Origin of the sequence: Nocardia lijiangensis NBRC 108240, assembly GCF_001613045.1 — a bacterium.
Taxonomy (GTDB): domain Bacteria; phylum Actinomycetota; class Actinomycetes; order Mycobacteriales; family Mycobacteriaceae; genus Nocardia; species Nocardia lijiangensis.
Genome location: NZ_BDBP01000019.1, coordinates 84,040 through 101,535, shown reverse-complemented (window position 1 = coordinate 101,535; position 17,496 = coordinate 84,040). Strand labels below are relative to the sequence as shown.

Genomic DNA, 17,496 nt, shown 5'->3' with positions numbered 1-17,496 from the left:
TGTCTCCTGCGACAATGCTGCGACAGGACAAGGAGGCAAACCCGTGGCACGACCCCGCCACCCGCTGCTCACACGAGCGCGCATCGTGGCCGCCGCATTGACACTGCTCGACGCCGAAGGCATGGCGGCGGTGTCGACCAGGCGAATCGCCGCCGAGCTCGGCGTGCAGGGACCCTCGCTGTACAACCACGTCGGCACCAAGGACGAACTCATCGATGCCATTGCCGACACGGTGCTCGGCGAGGTCGACACCGGCATGTTCGCCGCACTCGGCGCGGAGAATGCGGATTGGCGCACGGCGCTGTGGGACTGGGCCCACTCGTACCGGGCCGCCATGGCCGCCCATCCGAACATCGTCCCGGCGCTGGCGGGCGGGCCCGGCCACCGTCCCAATGCCCTGCGGATCGCCGACGCGGTGTTCGGCGGCCTCGTCGCGGCGGGCTGGCCGCGCCGCGAGGCGACCACCGTCGGCGCGCTGATGCGCTACTTCGTCACCGGCTCCGCGCTCGCGTCGTTCGCCGCGGGATTCCCCGCCGACGCCACGGTGTACGGGGGCGACTACCCGCACCTCAGCGAGGCCCACCTGCTCGCCGATCGGCAACACCGCATCGATGAGGACGCCTTCGAGGTCGGACTCCGGGCGCTACTGGACGGACTCGGCGAGCGCTATCGCGCGGTGCGCGCGGCGCAGCTCGATCACCACTGATTCGCGGCCGCTCACGATGCGTGGCGAGCGGCCGCGAAAGTAGTCCGAATTGTCCGGATAGGGTGGAGTCGTGAACGTAGAGGTGACACCCTTGCCGGGTATTGGTGTACGCAAAGACTTTCCATTGAAGAACAGCCGGAGGGTCGGCGTGATCGACCATCGCGACGGCACTTTGGACCTGATCGTCAGCAAGCCCGACAACCCCGACGTCACCGACCAGATCTCGCTCACCCAGCGCGAAGCGGCGCTGCTCGCCACCTTGCTCGGCGCACCACAGGTGGTGGCCCGATTACAGGAGGAGCACCGCGAATTCGACGGGGTCACCACCCGTCAGCTCACCGTCCGCGGCGGCTCGCCGTACGACGGCAGGCCGCTCGGGGACACCCGGATGCGCACGCGCACCAAGACATCCATCGTCGCGGTGGTGCGCGCCGGGCACGCAATCGCCTCGCCCGGACCGGATTTCGTGTTCAACGCCTTCGACGTGCTGGTAGTCGTCGGCACCTCGGAGGGCCTAGCGGCCGCCGCCGGCATCCTCACGGACGGCTGAGGCATGGTGGCACACGAAACCGCGCTCGCGTTGATTCAGCTGGGCGCGGTATTTTTCGGTCTCGGTCTGCTCGGGCGCCTCGCCGCCCGCATCGGCATGTCGCCGATCCCTTTGTATCTGGTCGGCGGCTTGATGTTCGGCACAGGCGGACTCGTCGAACTCGGCCGCGTCGATTCGTTCATCCATCTGGCCAGCGAGATCGGCGTCGTCCTGCTCCTGCTGCTGCTCGGCCTGGAGTACAGCGCCGCCGAGCTCGTCACCGGCATGCGCCGCTCCTGGCCCGCCGGCGTGGTGGACATCCTGCTCAACGCGACCCCGGGCGTCCTGGTCGCCCTCTTCCTCGGATGGGGCCTGGCCGGCGCCATCGCGATGGCGGGCGTCACCTACATCTCCTCGTCGGGCATCGTCGCCAAGGTGCTCAACGATCTCGGCAGGCTGGGCAACCGGGAGACGCCGACGATCCTGTCCATCCTGGTATTCGAGGATCTGGTCATGGCAGGCTACCTGCCGGTGCTGACGGCGGTGCTCGCGAGCGCCGGATTCCTGGCCGGTCTCACCACGGTGGGGATCGCGCTGCTCGCCGTCACCGTGGTGCTCGTCGTCGCGCTGCGCTACGGGCGATACGTCTCGATGATCGTGGACAGCGAGGATCGCGAGATCTTCCTGCTCAAGTTGCTCGGTTCCGCGCTGCTGGTCGCCGGACTCGCGTCCGCGCTGCAGGTCTCGGCGGCGGTGGGCGCGTTCCTGCTCGGCATCGCGATCTCGGATTCGACGGCGCACAACGCCACCAAGATCCTGGAGCCGCTGCGCGACTTGTTCGCCGCGCTGTTCTTCGTGCTGTTCGGGCTCAGTACCGATCCGTCGACCATCCCCCCGGTGCTCGGTTGGGCCTGCCTGCTCGCCGCGGTCACCACGGCCACCAAGGTCGCCACCGGCTGGTGGGCCGCCAAACGCGCGGGCAGCTCACGCTACGGGCGGGCGCGCGCGGGCACCGCGCTGGTCGCACACGGCGAGTTCTCCATCGTCATCGCGGGATTGGCGGTCACCGCGGGTGCGGTGCCGACCGAGTTCGCCGCGCTGGCCACCACGTACGTGCTGCTCATGGCCGTGCTCGGCCCGATAGCGGCGCGCGTGGTGGAACCGGTCCTGGTGTGGCGCGACCGCCGCGCGGCCGATCCGGTCTGACGCCCCCGCCCGGGCGGCACCCCGCACGACCCCTCAACGAAGCGGGGCCGTTGTGGTGTTCGATCGGCCGACGTACTCGTCGTTGAGCAGGTGATAGGCCTGCCCGAGATCGGTCAGCGCACGCTGCCAGCGGGATTCGGCCTCGCCGCCCGCGGGGTTGCGGCTCAGCTCGAGCAGCGCGGCGGTGGCGTCGGACGACCGGGCCGCGGCCGCGAGCAGTGCCGGCGCGGGCTCGGCGGTGGCGTCCGCCGCCATCGCGCCGATGCGGTCGTGCAACTCGGTGGCATCGGCGCACATCCGCTCGGCCGGATCCTCGTGGGCGGTCATCGCTTGGCGCGATGCGCCGCCGACCACGTGTTGCAGCAGGCCGACCAGCAGCGCGCGCTCGGCGGTGGCATCCCGCGGACTGCCGAAGGGCGGGTCGAGTGTGTCCGGGTCGATGTGCAGAATCGCCAGGACGGCCCGCAACTGCGCGATGGTCACCACGTTCTCGGTCCCTCACTGCCCTGCGCCGGGCACACGATCTGTTGGCCTGCCTCGAATTTCCCCGTCACCGCACACCCCCTCCTAGTGGCCGCGCGGCGCGCGCGAATCTCCGTCGCCACCGGGCCAGGGATAGTGTTTGCCAGATCTTCACTGAACGAGGGTCAAACTATCCAAAACATCGCCGGATGTCTCGGGAATCGACATCTCCGAGGAGTCGCTACGGGGGTGGCGGCTCGCGTCGGCGGCGCGTCGCGGTTTTGCCCTCGCACTACCCGGTCGCGAATAGGATTGCCGGAGAAGCGCGCTCACGATCCGTGCGGCCGCGGGGAACGTGGGAGACGACGATGACCGGACCGCGACGGCGGCCTGCCGCTGTGCACCGGTGCGCCGCACTCGCGGTAGTGGCCTTGACAATCGGCGGCTGCGCCACCCTGCTCGGCGAGCCCGCGCCGCCGCCTTCCGCGGACGAGATCGCGGCCACGACAGCCGAATTGACCGATTTGCCGTCTTCCGAGGCGGCCGAGCGACAGATCGCCTCGGTCGTCGACCAGATCGCGGCCGCCGCCTCGGCGATCGATCCCGCGCTGCGCTGGAGCCGGAGCGAGGACCGCGCGCTCGGGCCCTGCTACGGGCCGTACGCGCACACCGGCGGCAGGCGGGTTGTCCTGCCGCGCTATCACGCCGACGGTTCGCTGCCGGAGGGAGCGTGGCCCGGTTTCCAGGAGACGGCTCGCGCACTGGCCGCGTCAGCAGGCGCGACGGACATGCTGCCAGGCGGTAACTCGTCGCCGGACCGGCACGTCACCTTCGAAGGCGCAGACGGCGCCGAGTGGGACAGCAACACCGAGCTATCGGTCTTCGCCGATGCCCGCTCGATGACGATCACCGCGACCGTGGGCTGCCGGTTGCCCGGCAACCCGGGCAGGTGACCCGAATCAGGCTGCCCGGTACTCGGTCTCCGCACCCAGCGCCCGGTCGCGCAGCGTCTTCAGCGTCTTGGCGAGAATGCGCGAGATCTGCATCTGCGACACCGCGAGACGCTCGGCGATCTGGGTCTGAGTCTTGTTCTCGAAGAACCGCATGACCAGCACTTGGCGCTCCCGCTCCGGCAGTTCGGCGATGAGCGGGCGCACCGCCATCGCGTCCTCCAGCAGCCGGTAGCAGGGTTCCTCCGCGCCGAGGGTGTGCACGGCGGCCCGTGCGGAGCTGTCCTCGTCGCCGTCACGGGACACCGCGTCCAGCGAGCCCGCCTGGTAGCCGTTGCTCGCGACCAGCGCCTGGGTGATCTCGGAGAGCTCCACCTCCAGCTCGGCCGCGAGTTCGCGCGCGGTGGGCATGCGGCCGAGCCGCTGCGCCAGCGTCTCGGTGGCGGGACCGATCGATTGCTGAATCTCCTTGAGCCGCCGCGGAACCCGCACCGACCAGGTGCGGTCGCGGAAGTGCCGCCGCACCTCCCCCATCACGGTCGGTACCGCGAACGACAGGAACGAGCTGCCGCGGGAGACGTCGAAGCGATCCACGGCCTGCACCAACCCGAGGCGGGCGATTTGGTGCAGGTCGTCGAACGCCTCACCGCGGCCTGCGAAGCGACGTGCAATGTGTTCGGCCAGCGGCAGGCACATCCGCACGATGTCCTCCCGCACCCGCAGCCGGTTCGGGTCGTTCTCCTCCAGGCTCGCCAGCTTCTCGAACCACGGCTCGACATTGTCATAGGTGTCCGCCCGGCCGACGTCGTCCGCGGCGCCCACCGTCGATTTCTGTTTCATCCGATCTACCTCGTTTCCAACGGAATTCGACTCTGGTGGGGTACCCGCATCCCCGTTACCGAAACGTGATCACCGAGATTCGCCGCTCACCCGCACCGAACCATCGCCCGCCACAGCGCTCGACTCCCCCTCATGAATTCCTGCGCTTCGGCTTTCCCGCCCTGGGCGATGAAGTGCCCGGCATCGAGTTCGCCTGCGGCGCTGTCGATCCGGAAGCGGCGCCTTCCTACGCGCCGGGCGCGACGGTGGTTTCGGTGGCTGGTGTCGCACAGGGGATAGTTCTTCGAACGGCGGCACAGGCAGATCGCGACGATCGCGGTTCTCACGAGGCGGAGCGCAGCCGCTCGCCGGTGACTTCGGCGATGGCCGCGGCGGCCCGCGCGCCCGCCCCGCGCGTCTGCCACGCACGCCAGCGGCCGGTGTCCAGATCGCGTGCCCGCGCGAGCAGGGCGGGCCAGTCGCCGAGATCGGGCCAGCGGTCCACCGTGAGCGCCATTCCGGCCGAGGCGAGTGTGTGCGCGGTGGCTTCCTGTTCGCCGTAGGGACGCGGCGCGGGCACCACGATGGCGGGTTTCGCGGCGGCGGCGACATCGGCGACCGCGCCCTGTCCCGCGTGCGTCACGATCACGTCGGCCCGGCACAGCTCCGGCCACGGGTCGTCCGCCCAGTCGCCCAATCCGATGCTGCGCCAGTGGTATTCAGGGTGACGAAGGGCGCAGACGCGCACCTGCGCCGCGGTGCTCGAGCCGCCGCACGCGCCGCCGACGACCAGCACGGTCGGACGTTCGTCGCGCGGCGGGAACACCGGGGGACGGCCGTCGAATCGGGTGATGCCGCCGACGTAGCGGGTCTTGTCCGCGTACGGCCGCAGCCACAGCGGATCGTAGAGATCGCGCGGCCACGCGGCGATCAGCCGCTCGGCGATGCGGTGCACCAGCTGATGGGCGGGATCGGTGCGTGCACCCGGCAGCGCCATGCAGACGACGGGCACGCCGTGCAGGCGGGCCAGCAGCGCGACCTCGACGGACACGTCCACCACCATCGCATCCGGCCGGGTGGCCGCGATCCACGCCGCGATCGCCGCCATCCGGTCGGCGAGACCGCGGTCGTGGCGCGGCGCCCAGTGCAGGGCGCCCGCGGCGGTGGGGTCGCCGACGGTGGAGGCGGGGTTCTCTGCGGGCAGGTGGACGACATCGTCCAAGACCTCGTCGTCGGACAGGGTCAGCGAGGACAGCGCGGTCACCGGTTGCCCGAGGCAGGCGCGAATGCGGCGAGCGCGGAGGAGATGACCCGAGCCGTGGTGGTGGATGTAGTAGCCGATCACAGGACCCTCCGGTGCTCGATGGGTCCGGGGTCGAGCAGACGCCGAGTACAGCACGGAACCGTCTCGGGCACCGTCGTCCGATCGTGCCGTATGGCAGTGGAGCCGCGCGGGATGAGGAGGACGTCGATTGGGCGGTGGTTCCCGCGGAGTCGCCTCGAGATCACCGGGCCCATAGAGTTTGCCCACCGATCGCGGGGCAGTCGGCATTCGGGGAGGGTCACGGCCGAGTCTGTCTGTGTTGTGACCATCGGGCCTCCCGAACGATCCACGGTGACATGCGACGATGCGGATCTACCCGGGTGCGGGCAGGACAAACCTAGATCACTTTGCACCCGCCGGTGGCCTTGCGCTCAGTTTGCTGAGGGTTAGTGGGGGTAGCCGACCGGGTGATCGCCCGGCGACACCCAGCCAAGGAGGTAGCGATGCAGATCGGGTACAAGCTGGCGGCAGAGGGTTTCGGTCCCGCCGAGCTGATCCGCCAAGCCGTGCAGGCCGAGCGAGCGGGTTTCGATTTCGTCGAGATCGGCGACCACTTCCACCCCTGGCTCGACAACCAGGGCCACTCCCCGTTCGCGTGGACGGTGCTCGGTGCGATCGCGGCGCGTACCGACCGCATCGGCATGGCCACCGGCGTGACCTGCCCGATCTTGCGTTACCACCCGGCGATCGTGGCTCAGGCCGCCGCCACCATGGCGCTGGTGTCCGACGGACGCTTCACCCTCGGTGTCGGATCGGGCGAACGGCTCAACGAGCACATCGTCGGCCTGGAGTTCCCGGACTCGGTGCGGGTGCGTCACGACATGTTGCGCGAGGCGATCGACATCATCCGATTGCTCTGGAGCGGCGGCTACCGGTCCTACGCGGGCCAATACCTGCATCTCTCGGACGCCAGGATCTTCGACCTGCCCGACGAGCCACCGGTGATCGCGGTCGCGGCGGGCGGACCGCGGTCTGCCGAGCTCGCGGCCGAACTCGGCGACGGCCTTTTCGCGACCGACGCCGACCCCGAGATCGTCCGGCACTACCGCCAGCACGGCGGCACGGGACCGCGCTACGCCGAAGTGCCGCTGGCCTGGGCCCCCGACGAGCACACCGGTGCGCAGGCCGCGCTGGAGACGACCCGCTGGGCGCTCGCCGGCTGGAAGGTCATGAGCGAGCTACCCAACCCGGTGAACTTCGCCGCCGCCAGCGCCACGGTGCGCGAGGAGGACATCCGCGATCACTTCACCTGCGGCTCCGATCCGCAACGCTACGTCGAGGCCGTCCGCGCCTACACCGACGCGGGCTTCGACCACCTCTCCCTCCAGAACGCCGGACCGGATCCGGACGGCTTCCTCGAGTTCTATCGCGACGAACTCGACCAGCGGCTGCGCCGGTCGCTCACCCCGGCCGCTAGTCCGGGCTGAGCGCCGAGCGCTGCCTGCCGGTGCGCGCCCGCCTGCGCGCCTCCTGCATCTCGGCGAGCTCCTGTTCCAGCGCCTCCGCGATGCGGAACTGGCCGGTGTCGTAGATGCCCGACGAGCGAACGACCTCGTGGTAGGCGCCGTCCGGATCCGGCGGCGCCGCCTTGCGCGAGTCCTTCGCGTTGCGGGAGTCCTTCGTGCTCATCTTGATCGACGAGCTCTCCTTGGCCGGGCGCGCCGCGGCTGGCGGGTCGATCTCGATCGGCTTGGCCGGCGGCGGGGGCGTCTGCCGGACAACCACCTTGGCGGCCACCGGCTCCGGCGTCTGCACCGGGGGAGGCTCGGCCACCGGCTTGTCCACCTTGGCTGCTGCCACGACGGGCTTGGCTGCCACGGGCGACTTGGCTGCCACGACGGGCTTGGCTGCCACAGGCGGCTTGGCTGCCACGGCAGGCTTTTCGGCCTCCTTCGGGGTGCGGGCCGGAGCGGACACCTCGTTGGCGACCCGGGTCGCTTCCGGCTCGCGGGGCGCCTTGCCGTTGCTGCCGTTCGTAGCCCGCGGAGCTTCCGGCGCGCGGCGCTTCTCGACGCCGTCGTCGAACTGCTCGAAGTCGAACTCGTCGACCTCCGGAAGCTCGATCCGCTCCGCGACGACCTCGGGCTCGGGCTCGTACACGGGCACCGCGCGACGCTCGGCAGCGGCGGCCGCGGCACCTGCACGCAGACCGACGAGCGCAGGCAAGCTGGCCCGAATCTGCTCGGCGGGATCGGGCAGCTCGCGCACCTGTTCGGTGGCCCGATGGATGGCGAGACCGTACCGTGCGCTCGCGGCGTCGTGAATCAACAGGGCCACGCCGATCATCACGGGGGCGATCGCGTGCACCGCCACCTCGTACCACTGACCACCGCGCAGGTACGGGTAGGTGTTGAGGCCGACGGTCAGTGCCAGCAGCGCCATTTCGGCGGCCGCGACCTGACGGCGGTTGTCGACGACACCCCACTCGGCCACCTTGTTGGTGCCGATCATGATGATGATCAGACAGACGCTGATCATCCCTTCCAGCAGGTAGCTGAACCAGTAGAGCGGGTCGCCAGGTCCGCCGGGCGCGATGTTGTGCTGCACATTGACCGCGGACCACAGCATGCCGGCGCCGACAACGCCGGCCAGCGCGCGCAGCGACCACGCGCGGTGCCGGTACAGCGACGCAAGCTTGGCGTGCGGACTGGATTCGCGCCGCTGCGCGGCGATCGCCTTGCGGGCGAGCAACAAATCTCGCATGTCGGCCTTTGCGATTTCTTCCGCCGTGTGCCGGGCGCGGTCTGAGGCGACCGCAGCGGCCTGCACCTCTTTCCATCGCTGACCACGGTCCTGTTCGCGAATTCGCTCGGCGAGATCGCGTTCGGCGTGTAGTTCGTCTTCGGACAACGCCTCGGTCAGAGCCGGGTCGAACTGATAGGCAAGCCGTCCGCGGGCCTTTTCGACCCGTCGCGCCAGCTGCGTGACCTCGTCCTCGATGGGGTGCTCTATGGTCAAATCGACCTCCGACCGTGGAGATCCGATGGCAGGCAAGTGATCACGAGTGTGAACAGCACCCCACATTCATAGTCGATGCGTCGTTGCGAGCAAAACTATAGATTTGCCGCCTCGCGAATCCAGTCGGCGCGCCGAGGGCGACACACCGTTCGCGTGTCTCGGATGGATCGTCCCGCGAAAGTCGGATTCTTCGGCCGGACCGCTCCGTCCCGTCGGCACGCCGCCGGTCCGGCCCTGCCGAGATCAGTTCTCCAGCAGCGTCGCCCCCACCACTTCGACACCGTCGAGGATCTGCTCGATGCGGCGCAGGGTGTCGGCGTGCAGGCCGATGTTCGCCGCGAACAGGTTGTCCTCGATGTGCGCGGGTGTGCGGCTGCCCGGAATCGGGACCACGTGCGGATCCTGGTGCAGCAGCCAGGCGAGCGCCAACTGGCTTCGGCTGATATCGAGTTCGGTCGCGATCCCCTGCAGCGCGGCGTACGAGTCGTTGTTCGCCGCGAGATTGGCCGCGTCGAACCGGGGCAGGTTGGCGCGGAAATCGTCGTCACCGACGCGATCGACCGTTCCGGTGAGGAAGCCGGCGCCCAACGGGCTCCATGCGACCACGCCGACACCCAATTCCCGCGCGGTCGCCAGCAATTCCGGGTCGACCGGACGCCACATCGACCATTCCGCCTGCACCGCTTGGACGGGATGCGCGGCGTGCGCGCGGCGCAGCTGCTCGGCGGTGACATTGGACAGACCGAGGTAGCGGACGAGGCCGTCGGCGACCAGCTCGCCCACCGCGCCCGCGGTCTCCTCGATCGGCACGTCGGGATCGGGGAAATGCGGGTAGTACAGGTCGATCACGTCGGTGCCCAGGTTGCGCAAGCTCTGCTCGGCGTAGCCGCGCACGTAACGCGGCTCGGCGTTCACGGCCAGTTCGCCGAACGCGAAGCCGACCGGGAACTTGTGTGCCGCAGCGCCTTCCGGGATGCGGAAGCCGAACTTGGTGGCGATGATGATCTCGTCGCGGCGGCCACGGACCGCGCGACCGATCAGTTGTTCGTTGTGGCCGTCGACGCCGTAGCCGTCGCTGGAGTCGACGAGCGTGGCGCCCTGGTCGAAGGCGTGCCGGAGCGCGGCGAGGCCGCGGTCGTCGTCGACGGCTCCGTACATACCGGGTGAGAGCACCATCGCGCCGAAACCGACTGCCGATACCGGGATTTCGCCGAGGTGGCGCACGGGGATCTTGGTCATGGCACCACTCTCGCCGAGGACACCCGGCGGAGTCCAAGTCCTGTTGGTATAACCAAGCGTTATGGACGTCGATCTGCGGGACCTGCGCTACCTCGTCGCGGTGGCGGAGGAGGCCAACTTCACCAGGGCCGCGGCGCGCGTCTTCGTTTCGCAACCGGCCCTGTCCAAGCAGATCCGGGCGCTGGAGCGCCGCCTCGGCTTCGACCTCTTCGACCGCACGCCCCGCGGCGTCACGCTCACCGCACAGGGCGCCGAGCTGCTACCGACCGCGCGCGAGATCCTCGAACGCTGGGATCGCGCCTACCCCCGCGCCCAGGCGCTCGGCCGCCCGCAGACGCTCGTGGTCGGCATGCAGACCGCGGTGGGACGCGATCTGCAGCGGCGCGCGATCACCCGGTTTCGTGCCACCGCGCCGGACTGGACCGTCTCGCTGCGCCTGGTCGGCTGGTCGGATCCGACGGCGGGGCTCGGCGACGCCTCCAGCGATGTCGGCATCGTCTGGCTGCCCATCCCGCCGGACGGGATCAGCACCCGGATTCTGCGTCGCGAATCCCGCGGCGTGATGCTTCCCGAGGGGCACGTTCTTGCCGATCGCGCCACGATCGCGTTCACCGACCTGCTCGACGAGCCGTTCGTCGCGCTGCCGAGCGCCGCGGGACCGCTGCGCGATCACTGGCTGGCGATCGACGCCCGCAATGGGCATCCCGTCCGCATCGGCGCCGAAGCCTCCGGGGCGGACGAGACTTTCGAGGCCATCGCCTCGGGGCTGGGCGTCACCCTGGTCGCGGAGGGCAACGCCGATCTCTATTGCCGGCCCGGCCTGGTGTACCGCCCTGTCGACGGCCTCGATCCCGCCGAGCTGGCCGTCGCGTGGCGCAGCGAGGACACGCGACCCGCCACCGCCCTGTTCGTGGACTGCCTGACCGCCCCCTGACACGCGCAGCGAGCGGCACGCCGCGCAGCGAATAGCCGAAGGGTAACCGAGCCAGTACGGTGTGCCTGGAAGTGTGCGACGGACCCGAACGAGTCACGGAGGTACACCATGGGGCGGCGAGTGCTCGGCAGGCCCGCGATCGTGCTGGCGGCGACCGCCGCGGCGATGGTCACCACGCTCGTCCCGGGAACGGCGCGAGCCGAGAACACCGATCCGATCACGGCGAACCGCGCGTTGCTGGCGCGCCCCGTGGCGCCAGACGGTTCGCGCATAGTGGATTTCACCATCCAGGACGACCGGCACCTGACGCTGAGCGTCTACTCGGCGGCCATGGACAGGCCGATCACCGTCACCGTGCAACGTCCGGCCGACGCCTCGGTGCCGCGGCCCACGCTGTATCTGCTCTCCGGCGCCGATGGCGGCGAGGGCACCGCGAACTGGGACCACCGGACCCCGCAGGCGCTGGAATTCCTTGCCGCGCACAACGTCAACGTGATCCAGCCCATCGGCGGCCGGTTCAGCTACTACACCGATTGGCAGGCGCCTGATCCGGTGCTCGGCCTACACAAATGGCGGACCTTCTTCACCGAGGAACTGCCGCCCCTGATCGACGGCGCGCTCGGCACCACCGGACTCAATGCCATTGCGGGACTGTCGACTTCGGGCACCTCCGTGCTTCAGCTGCCGATCGCGGCGCCCGGCCTCTTCCGCGCGGCGGCGGCTTACAGCGGATGCGCGCAGATCAGCGACCTGACCGGATATTCGTTCGTCAACGTGGCCGTCGGGGGGTGGGGCGGCGGCAACACCGACAACATGTACGGCCCGTTCGGCGATCCGATGTGGGCGGCCAACGACCCGTACGTGAACGCCGAGAAGTTGCGCGGGGTGGAGCTGTTCATCTCCAGCGGCAACGGGCTGCCCGGCCCCTACGAGACTCTCAACGGTCCGTTCACGCTGCCCGGCATCGACGGACTGGCGAACCAGGTGATCATCGGCGGCGTGATCGAGGCGGCCGTCAATTACTGCAGTCACAATATGCAGGCCAAGCTGAACTCGCTCGGCATCCCGGCGACCTACGACTTCCCGCCGACCGGGACCCATTCCTGGGGCTACTGGCTGGACGCGCTCAAGGCGTCGTGGCCGGTGCTGGCACGGGGGATGGAACTGCCTGCCTGATCGACCGCTTCACGGATTCCGTTCGCGGCACCGGCTTTCGATCGTCAGCTCGCCTCGGCGCCGGGCAGCCGCCGGGCGCCGATGCCCACCTCGCCGATCAGATCGTCGTAGGCCCAGCCCAATTCGTACAGCCGCTGCTGCACGTCGGTGAGCTGCTGCTCGGCGCCGCGGGCGAGCGCGAGAAAGGCCAGCACGGCCAGTTCGGCGAGCCGATCGACGACGGCGCCGATGCTCTCGGTGTGCATGGGCGCCTCCGGGCTCGGCGGCGGGGTGAGCAGACCGACCCATCGATCGATCTCGCACACCAGACGCGCACGCTGCCAATCGATCTCGCCGGTGTCGTCGGTGTCGACCACTTCGCGCTGCTCGTGCAGCCGGGACAACTGGTGCGCGGCGCACAGCAGGGGGTCGGAGTCGTCGACCACGCCGCAGACGGCGCGCAGTACCAACTCTCGCGGCGGTAGCGCGGATCCGCCGCGCGCGCTCGTCAACACCCGCACCACCGTCCTGCCGACCGACCGCGAAGTCCCGACTCCACCTGTTCTCCACACATCCGCGTCCACCGGGCGCACGTCCCGCGCCGCCGGGACGATCGTTCGCCGACGAATTCCTCCCTCGACATTCGTGCCAGCCACCGCGACGGATCGGTCTACTCTGGTTGCCTAACGGTTGCCAAGGCAGTGCTGGACATCCACTCACCGATCTTCGATCAGGTAGGAGGAAGGGATATGCCTACACGGGACACCGCGTGGCCGCAGGGAACGCCGTGCTGGGTCGATTGCCAAGTCGACGACACGGGCCGAGCCAGGGAGTTCTATTCCGCGCTGTTCGGCTGGGAGGTCGACGAGACTCCGTCGGAGTCGGGCGGCTATCTGATGGCGATGCGCAACGGATCCGCGGCGGCGGGCATCGGACCCAAGCCGGAGAACATGGCGATGCCGTCGGTGTGGACGACCTATTTCGCCGCAGATCGCGCCGACGAGGTGGCGGAGAAGGTGACGTCCGTGGGCGGCACCGTCCTGATGCCGCCGTTCGACGTGCACCAGTTCGGCCGCATGTTCGTCGCCACCGATCCGACCGGAGCGGCCTTCGGTGTGTGGGAATCGAAGGAGCACATCGGCGCGCAGATCTACAACGAGCACGGCGCCTACTGCTGGAACGAGCTGCACACACCCGGCTACCGGCAGGCGCAGCAGTTCTACGCCTCGGTGTTCGGCTACGGTTACCAGGAGATCGGCGACGGCGAGAACTTCGACTACGCGACCTTCAGCCTGCCGTCGGGCGGCGATCCCGTCGGCGGCATCAACGACGACACCAAAGGACGGCAGACCGAGGCGCCGCCGCACTGGCTGGCCTGGTTCCAGGTGGACGACACCGACGCCGCGCTCACCCGGGCGGCCGAGCTCGGCGCCACCGTGCTGGCGGGGCCCGACGACAGTCCCTTCGGCAGGATGGGCGTCCTGCGGGGACAGCAGGGCGAGGTGTTCGCGGTCATCGACCCGTCTCGTGCCGTCGGCCAGCCGCCGACGCCGAGCTGAGCGTCACGGCCGACATCGCGGCGTGCCACTGCCCGCGCACCGACCGTGCGCGGGCAGTCGGCCGAGGCCGTCCGTGCGATCAGTTCGTGCGGCGCAGGCCGACGAAGAAGCGGACCCACCCGGGATAGTTCCCGGTGTCGACCTCGTACATCTGGAAGTCGATCGCGATCGGGCGGCCGGTCACGCGCTCCCGCATGCGCAGGACCGATGAGACGTCGGCGAAATCGACCACCCCGTCGCCCCACAGGCGGCGGAATTCCGGATACCTGCCGAGTTCGTCGAGCAGCTCGGCCGACCACTCGCCGGGCGGTATGCGGCCCATCCGCGCCCGCAGCGTGGCGACCGACAGCCGTGCGAATTGCTCCCAGTCGACGAGGACGTGTCCGGCCACCGGGTTGCCGAAGATCCAGTGCAGCAGGTTGGCGCCCTCGGGCAGGTCGTGCAGCATGGCGGCGGCGACGGCGTTGCAGGCCAACAGGTTGCAGCGGGAGTCGACGTAACCGGCCGGGTTGGGGTCGTGCAGCTCCAGCCCGCGCCGCAGCTCCGGTGTGATGTCCTCGCGCAACTGGGCCACCGTCGGCACCGCGGTGTCGAACAGTCCCGCCAGATCGAGCAGATGCCTGCGCTCGACTCGGCTCAGTGTGTGCACGCCGTCCAGCGAGCGGGCCAGCGCCTCGACGACCGACCGCGTCGGATGATCGCGCTCGCCCTTTTCCAGGTGGGTGATGTAGCTGGCGCTCATGCCGGTGACGGCGGCGAGCTTCTCCCTGGAGATGCGGCGATCGTCGCGCAGCTGCCGAAGCAATCCGCCGAATGTCGGCGGGCGCACCGCATGTCGGTCGCCGTCTGGGCTCGGCTGTTCGACCACAGCATTCCTCCCGGGCACGTCGGTCACCGTGGTACACCGGCGTCGAACCGGTGGGCAACCGATTGCCTCGCAGGATAACGGTAGCAATGGCAATGATCCAGCTAATCAGAAGCCGCCCGCCACCCGCGGCGTGTCGGCCCGGCTCGCCGGCCGGATGCTGCGTACGATCCCGAGCGCCACAGCCACTACCAGCGGAAACACGTCACCGGAGGTGCCAGAGTTGGTTCGCCGCATCGAGGTCAGCGACCGGGCTCGCGTCTCCGCCGGCGAGGCGTCGCGCTTCGCCGCGCGGTTGAACCGGCTGTTCGACAGCACCCGCCCGCCGGGATATCGACGGCGCTACAGCAACGTCGAGGTGGCGCGGGCGCTCACCGCGGCGGGCCATCCCATGTCGTCCCGGTATGTCGCGCGCTTGCGCAACGGCGCGCGCACGCCACCGACCGTCCGCACCGTGCGCGCGCTCGCCGATTTCTTCGACACCTGCCCGGTCGGCTTGCTGGAGAATCCGTCCGACGCCGACCACTCCGGCGACCGCGGGATCGTCGAGCAGCTGCTCGACGAGAAACTCCGCAGGCTGGCCCGCGCCGCCTGCGAGCTGTCCGCGGAATCCCAGGATCTGCTGATCGCCATGGCGATCGGCTTCCGTCGCGCCGAGCGGCTACCGGACAACCCGCCGGATTGCCCGTATTGAGCGCACCCGTTTCAAGCCGCCACTCGCCCCTTGCGGACGCCCTCGGCCAGCACACGTACGACAACGGCCTCGGGCCGTTCCCGCGATCGGATGAACGCGACCGGCTGCCCCTCCACGAGGGTGCGATAGCCGACCATCTCGATACTCGAATAGTCCACGTACACCAATGCGCGTGGATCCGACGCGGGTTCGATGAAACCGAACCCTTTCGGCGCGTCGAACCACGCCACCTTCCCGCGCGACCAGCTCGCCGTTCCCGACCGTGCAGGCGTCATGGGCATCACCTCCGGGTCCGAGCCGCCCCCAACGAGCAGCCGGTGCCCGCGGATTTCCCGATTCGCCGCGATCGAAACAGCGTGCAGGGAACAGCGCCCGGGATCGATGTCCGCGAGGCCGGTTCAACGCGTGCGCCGGCTCAGTCGAGGACAGCCGTGGCCTCGACCTCGACCATCAGATCCGGCTCGCCCAGCGCGGCGACACCGAGCAGCGTGATCGGCTTGACCGGGTCGACGCCCAGCTTCGCCGCCGCCCGCGCCACGCCCTCGCCGAGCAGCGGGTACTTGTCCTCGCTCCAGTCGACCACGTAGATCGTCAGCTTGGCGACGTCGTCGAAGGAGCCGCCGATCTCAGCGAGCGCGGTGGCCACATTGAGGTAGGCCTGCTCGACCTGTGCCGCGAAATCCCCCTCCCCCACCTTGTTGCCCGCGGCGTCGCGGGCCACCTGCCCGGCCAGGAACACCAGCCTGCTGCCCTGGGCGATCGAAAGCTGGCGGTACACATCGGGTTTGGGCAAACCCTCGGGGTTGACCAGCGTGACGGCCATGGTCACTCCTCCACGTCGTTCGGTTCCGCGTGCGCGGCTGCCGACCAAACCATAGCAATGCTATGTATTGTTTCGCCATGGCCCGCACCAAGAATCCGCACGTGCGATCAATGCTGCTCGAGCGCGCCGCGCAGATGCTGCGCAGGCGGGAGCCGGTGACTCTGCGCGCGTTGGTGGCGGGCACGAGCGTGTCGACCATGGCGGTCTACACGTATTTCGACGGCATGGACGGCCTGTGGCGCGCCTTGCGACAGGAGGGCTTCACCCGGCTGTCGGCCACGCTCGCCGAGGTGGCGGCGTCGGCCGATCCGATACGCGACCTCGCGGCGCTCGGCGCCGCCTACGTCGTGAACGCGCTGGAGAATCCCGACCTCTACCGCGTCATGTTCGACGCGGGCTTCGAACTGGAGGATTCGGCCGCCGCCGACGAGACGCTGCATCGGCTGGTGGTCACCGTGGAGCGCGCGAAGGACGCGGGCCGCCTCCGCTCCGACGTGGACCCGCTGGAGCTGGCCACCCAGAACTGGACGGTCGGCCACGGCCTCGCCTCCCTCGTCGCCACCGGTCCCCTGCCCCGCGAGACGCTGGCGAACGGCATTCCCCTGCTGACCGCCCTGTTCGTCGCGGCGGGCGACGAAAAGACCCGCTGCCGCCGATCGGTGCGGGCAGGCTGGCGGCTCTGACTCAGGACGCCTCGCGTCTCACCTGATCGAAGAACGCGCGCATGCCGGGCCCGATGTCCGCCAGCTCGATGAACGGCACCCCCTCGGAGGCGCCGTCGATATAGGCGAAACGCATGTCCCCGCCCATATCTCCGCGCTGCAGCACCGGAAGGCCGTCGCGCTCGGCCGTGGCCACGGCGGCGTCGAAATCGGCCGGTTCGAAGCACACGTGGTGCAGACCGGGCCCACTGCGGGCGAGGAACTCGGCGTAGATGCTCTCCCCGCGCACCGGCTGGATCAATTCGAGCTGCATGCCGTCGAGATACGACAGCGCGATATGCGCGGAGAAGTCGGCGGGACGGTCACGGTAGCTGCACGTGCCGGGGCCGAATTCGACGTCGGGGATGCGCGTCCATTTCCGCACGCCGAAATGGGTGACGAAGAAGCGTTCCGCCTTCTCGATATCGTCGGTCACCCACGCGATCTGGGTGATCGGCCCATCACCGTAGCCCATGCCGGGCCCTGTGTTCGTTCGTCGGGTCGGCCCTCGAATACCTGTCGCTCATGAACCGACGTTAAGCGACTCTGTTTAATCCCTCAATTCGAACCGC

At 69.4% G+C, this 17,496-nt stretch carries 21 protein-coding genes; 10 read left to right on the top strand and 11 right to left on the bottom strand.

The genetic code is table 11. From position 1 onward, the window contains the following. Positions 1–43: 43 nt before the first annotated feature. From NL1_RS07820 to NL1_RS07810, 3 genes are all read left to right on the top strand, one after another. A complete protein-coding gene (locus NL1_RS07820) occupies positions 44–706 on the top strand; it encodes a TetR/AcrR family transcriptional regulator (protein WP_067835845.1) in 663 nt (220 codons plus the stop codon). A 70-nt stretch (positions 707–776) separates the two neighbouring features. Continuing rightward, positions 777–1,256 (top strand): cation:proton antiporter regulatory subunit, encoded by a 480-nt coding sequence (locus NL1_RS07815; protein ID WP_067835843.1) that lies wholly within the window; start codon positions 777–779, stop codon positions 1,254–1,256. A 3-nt stretch (positions 1,257–1,259) separates the two neighbouring features. Further along, positions 1,260–2,441: a cation:proton antiporter gene (locus NL1_RS07810; protein ID WP_067835841.1), complete on the top strand. Its 1,182-nt coding sequence runs from the start codon at positions 1,260–1,262 to the stop codon at positions 2,439–2,441. Between the two features lie 33 nt (positions 2,442–2,474). Here NL1_RS07810 and NL1_RS38105 read toward each other — a convergent pair whose 3' ends face one another. Continuing rightward, positions 2,475–2,927 carry a hypothetical protein gene (locus NL1_RS38105; protein WP_067835839.1) on the bottom strand — a complete coding sequence of 151 codons (453 nt, stop codon included), beginning with the start codon at positions 2,925–2,927 and terminating at the stop codon, positions 2,475–2,477. Positions 2,928–3,271: 344 nt separating this feature from the next. On the opposite strand from NL1_RS38105, the gene NL1_RS38100 reads away from it, so the two are divergent. Next, positions 3,272–3,856 (top strand): LppA family lipoprotein, encoded by a 585-nt coding sequence (locus NL1_RS38100; RefSeq protein WP_162272696.1) that lies wholly within the window; start codon positions 3,272–3,274, stop codon positions 3,854–3,856. Positions 3,857–3,862: 6 nt separating this feature from the next. Here NL1_RS38100 and NL1_RS07795 read toward each other — a convergent pair whose 3' ends face one another. The 3 genes from NL1_RS07795 to NL1_RS07790 all read right to left on the bottom strand — a co-directional run bounded on the left by NL1_RS07795 (position 3,863) and on the right by NL1_RS07790 (position 6,017). After that, positions 3,863–4,693 (bottom strand): RNA polymerase sigma factor SigF, encoded by an 831-nt coding sequence (locus NL1_RS07795; RefSeq protein ID WP_067835835.1) that lies wholly within the window; start codon positions 4,691–4,693, stop codon positions 3,863–3,865. 86 nt (positions 4,694–4,779) lie between these two features. Next, entirely contained in the window at positions 4,780–5,019 is a 240-nt protein-coding gene (locus NL1_RS36285; RefSeq protein WP_245673132.1) for a CDGSH iron-sulfur domain-containing protein, read from the bottom strand. Further along, entirely contained in the window at positions 5,016–6,017 is a 1,002-nt protein-coding gene (locus NL1_RS07790) for a glycosyltransferase (RefSeq protein WP_067835833.1), read from the bottom strand. Before NL1_RS07790 ends, NL1_RS36285 begins: the two co-directional genes overlap by 4 nt. A gap of 422 nt (positions 6,018–6,439) precedes the next feature. Here NL1_RS07790 and NL1_RS07785 point away from each other — a divergent pair, with 422 nt between their 5' ends. Next, a complete protein-coding gene (locus tag NL1_RS07785; protein WP_067835830.1) occupies positions 6,440–7,423 on the top strand; it encodes a TIGR03557 family F420-dependent LLM class oxidoreductase in 984 nt (327 codons plus the stop codon). Here the strand turns inward: NL1_RS07785 and NL1_RS07780 are convergent. Next, positions 7,410–8,954, bottom strand: a complete 1,545-nt coding sequence (locus tag NL1_RS07780; protein ID WP_067835828.1) for a hypothetical protein — start codon at positions 8,952–8,954, stop codon at positions 7,410–7,412. The genes NL1_RS07785 and NL1_RS07780 overlap by 14 nt on opposite strands. A 243-nt stretch (positions 8,955–9,197) precedes the next feature. Continuing rightward, on the bottom strand, positions 9,198–10,193 hold the full coding sequence (locus NL1_RS07775; protein WP_067835826.1) for an aldo/keto reductase: 996 nt from the start codon (positions 10,191–10,193) through the stop codon (positions 9,198–9,200). A 61-nt stretch (positions 10,194–10,254) separates the two neighbouring features. On the opposite strand from NL1_RS07775, the gene NL1_RS07770 reads away from it, so the two are divergent. Continuing rightward, positions 10,255–11,127: a LysR family transcriptional regulator gene (locus tag NL1_RS07770; protein WP_067835824.1), complete on the top strand. Its 873-nt coding sequence runs from the start codon at positions 10,255–10,257 to the stop codon at positions 11,125–11,127. A 108-nt stretch (positions 11,128–11,235) separates the two neighbouring features. Continuing rightward, positions 11,236–12,303, top strand: a complete 1,068-nt coding sequence (locus tag NL1_RS07765) for an alpha/beta hydrolase (RefSeq protein WP_084510376.1) — start codon at positions 11,236–11,238, stop codon at positions 12,301–12,303. A gap of 44 nt (positions 12,304–12,347) precedes the next feature. Here the strand turns inward: NL1_RS07765 and NL1_RS07760 are convergent, their stop codons facing one another. Then, entirely contained in the window at positions 12,348–12,797 is a 450-nt protein-coding gene (locus NL1_RS07760; protein ID WP_245673131.1) for a DUF4254 domain-containing protein, read from the bottom strand. 234 nt (positions 12,798–13,031) lie between these two features. On the opposite strand from NL1_RS07760, the gene NL1_RS07755 reads away from it, so the two are divergent. Next, positions 13,032–13,841 (top strand): VOC family protein, encoded by an 810-nt coding sequence (locus tag NL1_RS07755; protein WP_067835822.1) that lies wholly within the window; start codon positions 13,032–13,034, stop codon positions 13,839–13,841. Between the two features lie 79 nt (positions 13,842–13,920). On the opposite strand, the gene NL1_RS07750 is transcribed toward NL1_RS07755, so the two are convergent. Further along, positions 13,921–14,709, bottom strand: a complete 789-nt coding sequence (locus tag NL1_RS07750; protein ID WP_084510375.1) for a helix-turn-helix transcriptional regulator — start codon at positions 14,707–14,709, stop codon at positions 13,921–13,923. A gap of 220 nt (positions 14,710–14,929) precedes the next feature. Here NL1_RS07750 and NL1_RS07745 point away from each other — a divergent pair, with 220 nt between their 5' ends. After that, positions 14,930–15,400, top strand: coding sequence for a transcriptional regulator (locus tag NL1_RS07745; protein ID WP_245673130.1), 471 nt, complete (start codon positions 14,930–14,932; stop codon positions 15,398–15,400). 11 nt (positions 15,401–15,411) lie between these two features. Here the strand turns inward: NL1_RS07745 and NL1_RS07740 are convergent, their stop codons facing one another. Together NL1_RS07740 and NL1_RS07735 are read right to left on the bottom strand one after the other, a co-directional pair. Further along, positions 15,412–15,675: a cold shock domain-containing protein gene (locus NL1_RS07740; protein WP_067835820.1), complete on the bottom strand. Its 264-nt coding sequence runs from the start codon at positions 15,673–15,675 to the stop codon at positions 15,412–15,414. 140 nt (positions 15,676–15,815) lie between these two features. Continuing rightward, on the bottom strand, positions 15,816–16,223 hold the full coding sequence (locus NL1_RS07735; protein WP_067835903.1) for a RidA family protein: 408 nt from the start codon (positions 16,221–16,223) through the stop codon (positions 15,816–15,818). A 77-nt stretch (positions 16,224–16,300) separates the two neighbouring features. On the opposite strand from NL1_RS07735, the gene NL1_RS07730 reads away from it, so the two are divergent. Beyond that, positions 16,301–16,906, top strand: a complete 606-nt coding sequence (locus NL1_RS07730) for a TetR/AcrR family transcriptional regulator (protein ID WP_067835818.1) — start codon at positions 16,301–16,303, stop codon at positions 16,904–16,906. A 1-nt stretch (position 16,907) separates the two neighbouring features. Here the strand turns inward: NL1_RS07730 and NL1_RS07725 are convergent, their stop codons facing one another. Next, positions 16,908–17,399 carry a VOC family protein gene (locus NL1_RS07725; protein ID WP_067835816.1) on the bottom strand — a complete coding sequence of 164 codons (492 nt, stop codon included), beginning with the start codon at positions 17,397–17,399 and terminating at the stop codon, positions 16,908–16,910. Positions 17,400–17,496 lie beyond the last annotated feature (97 nt).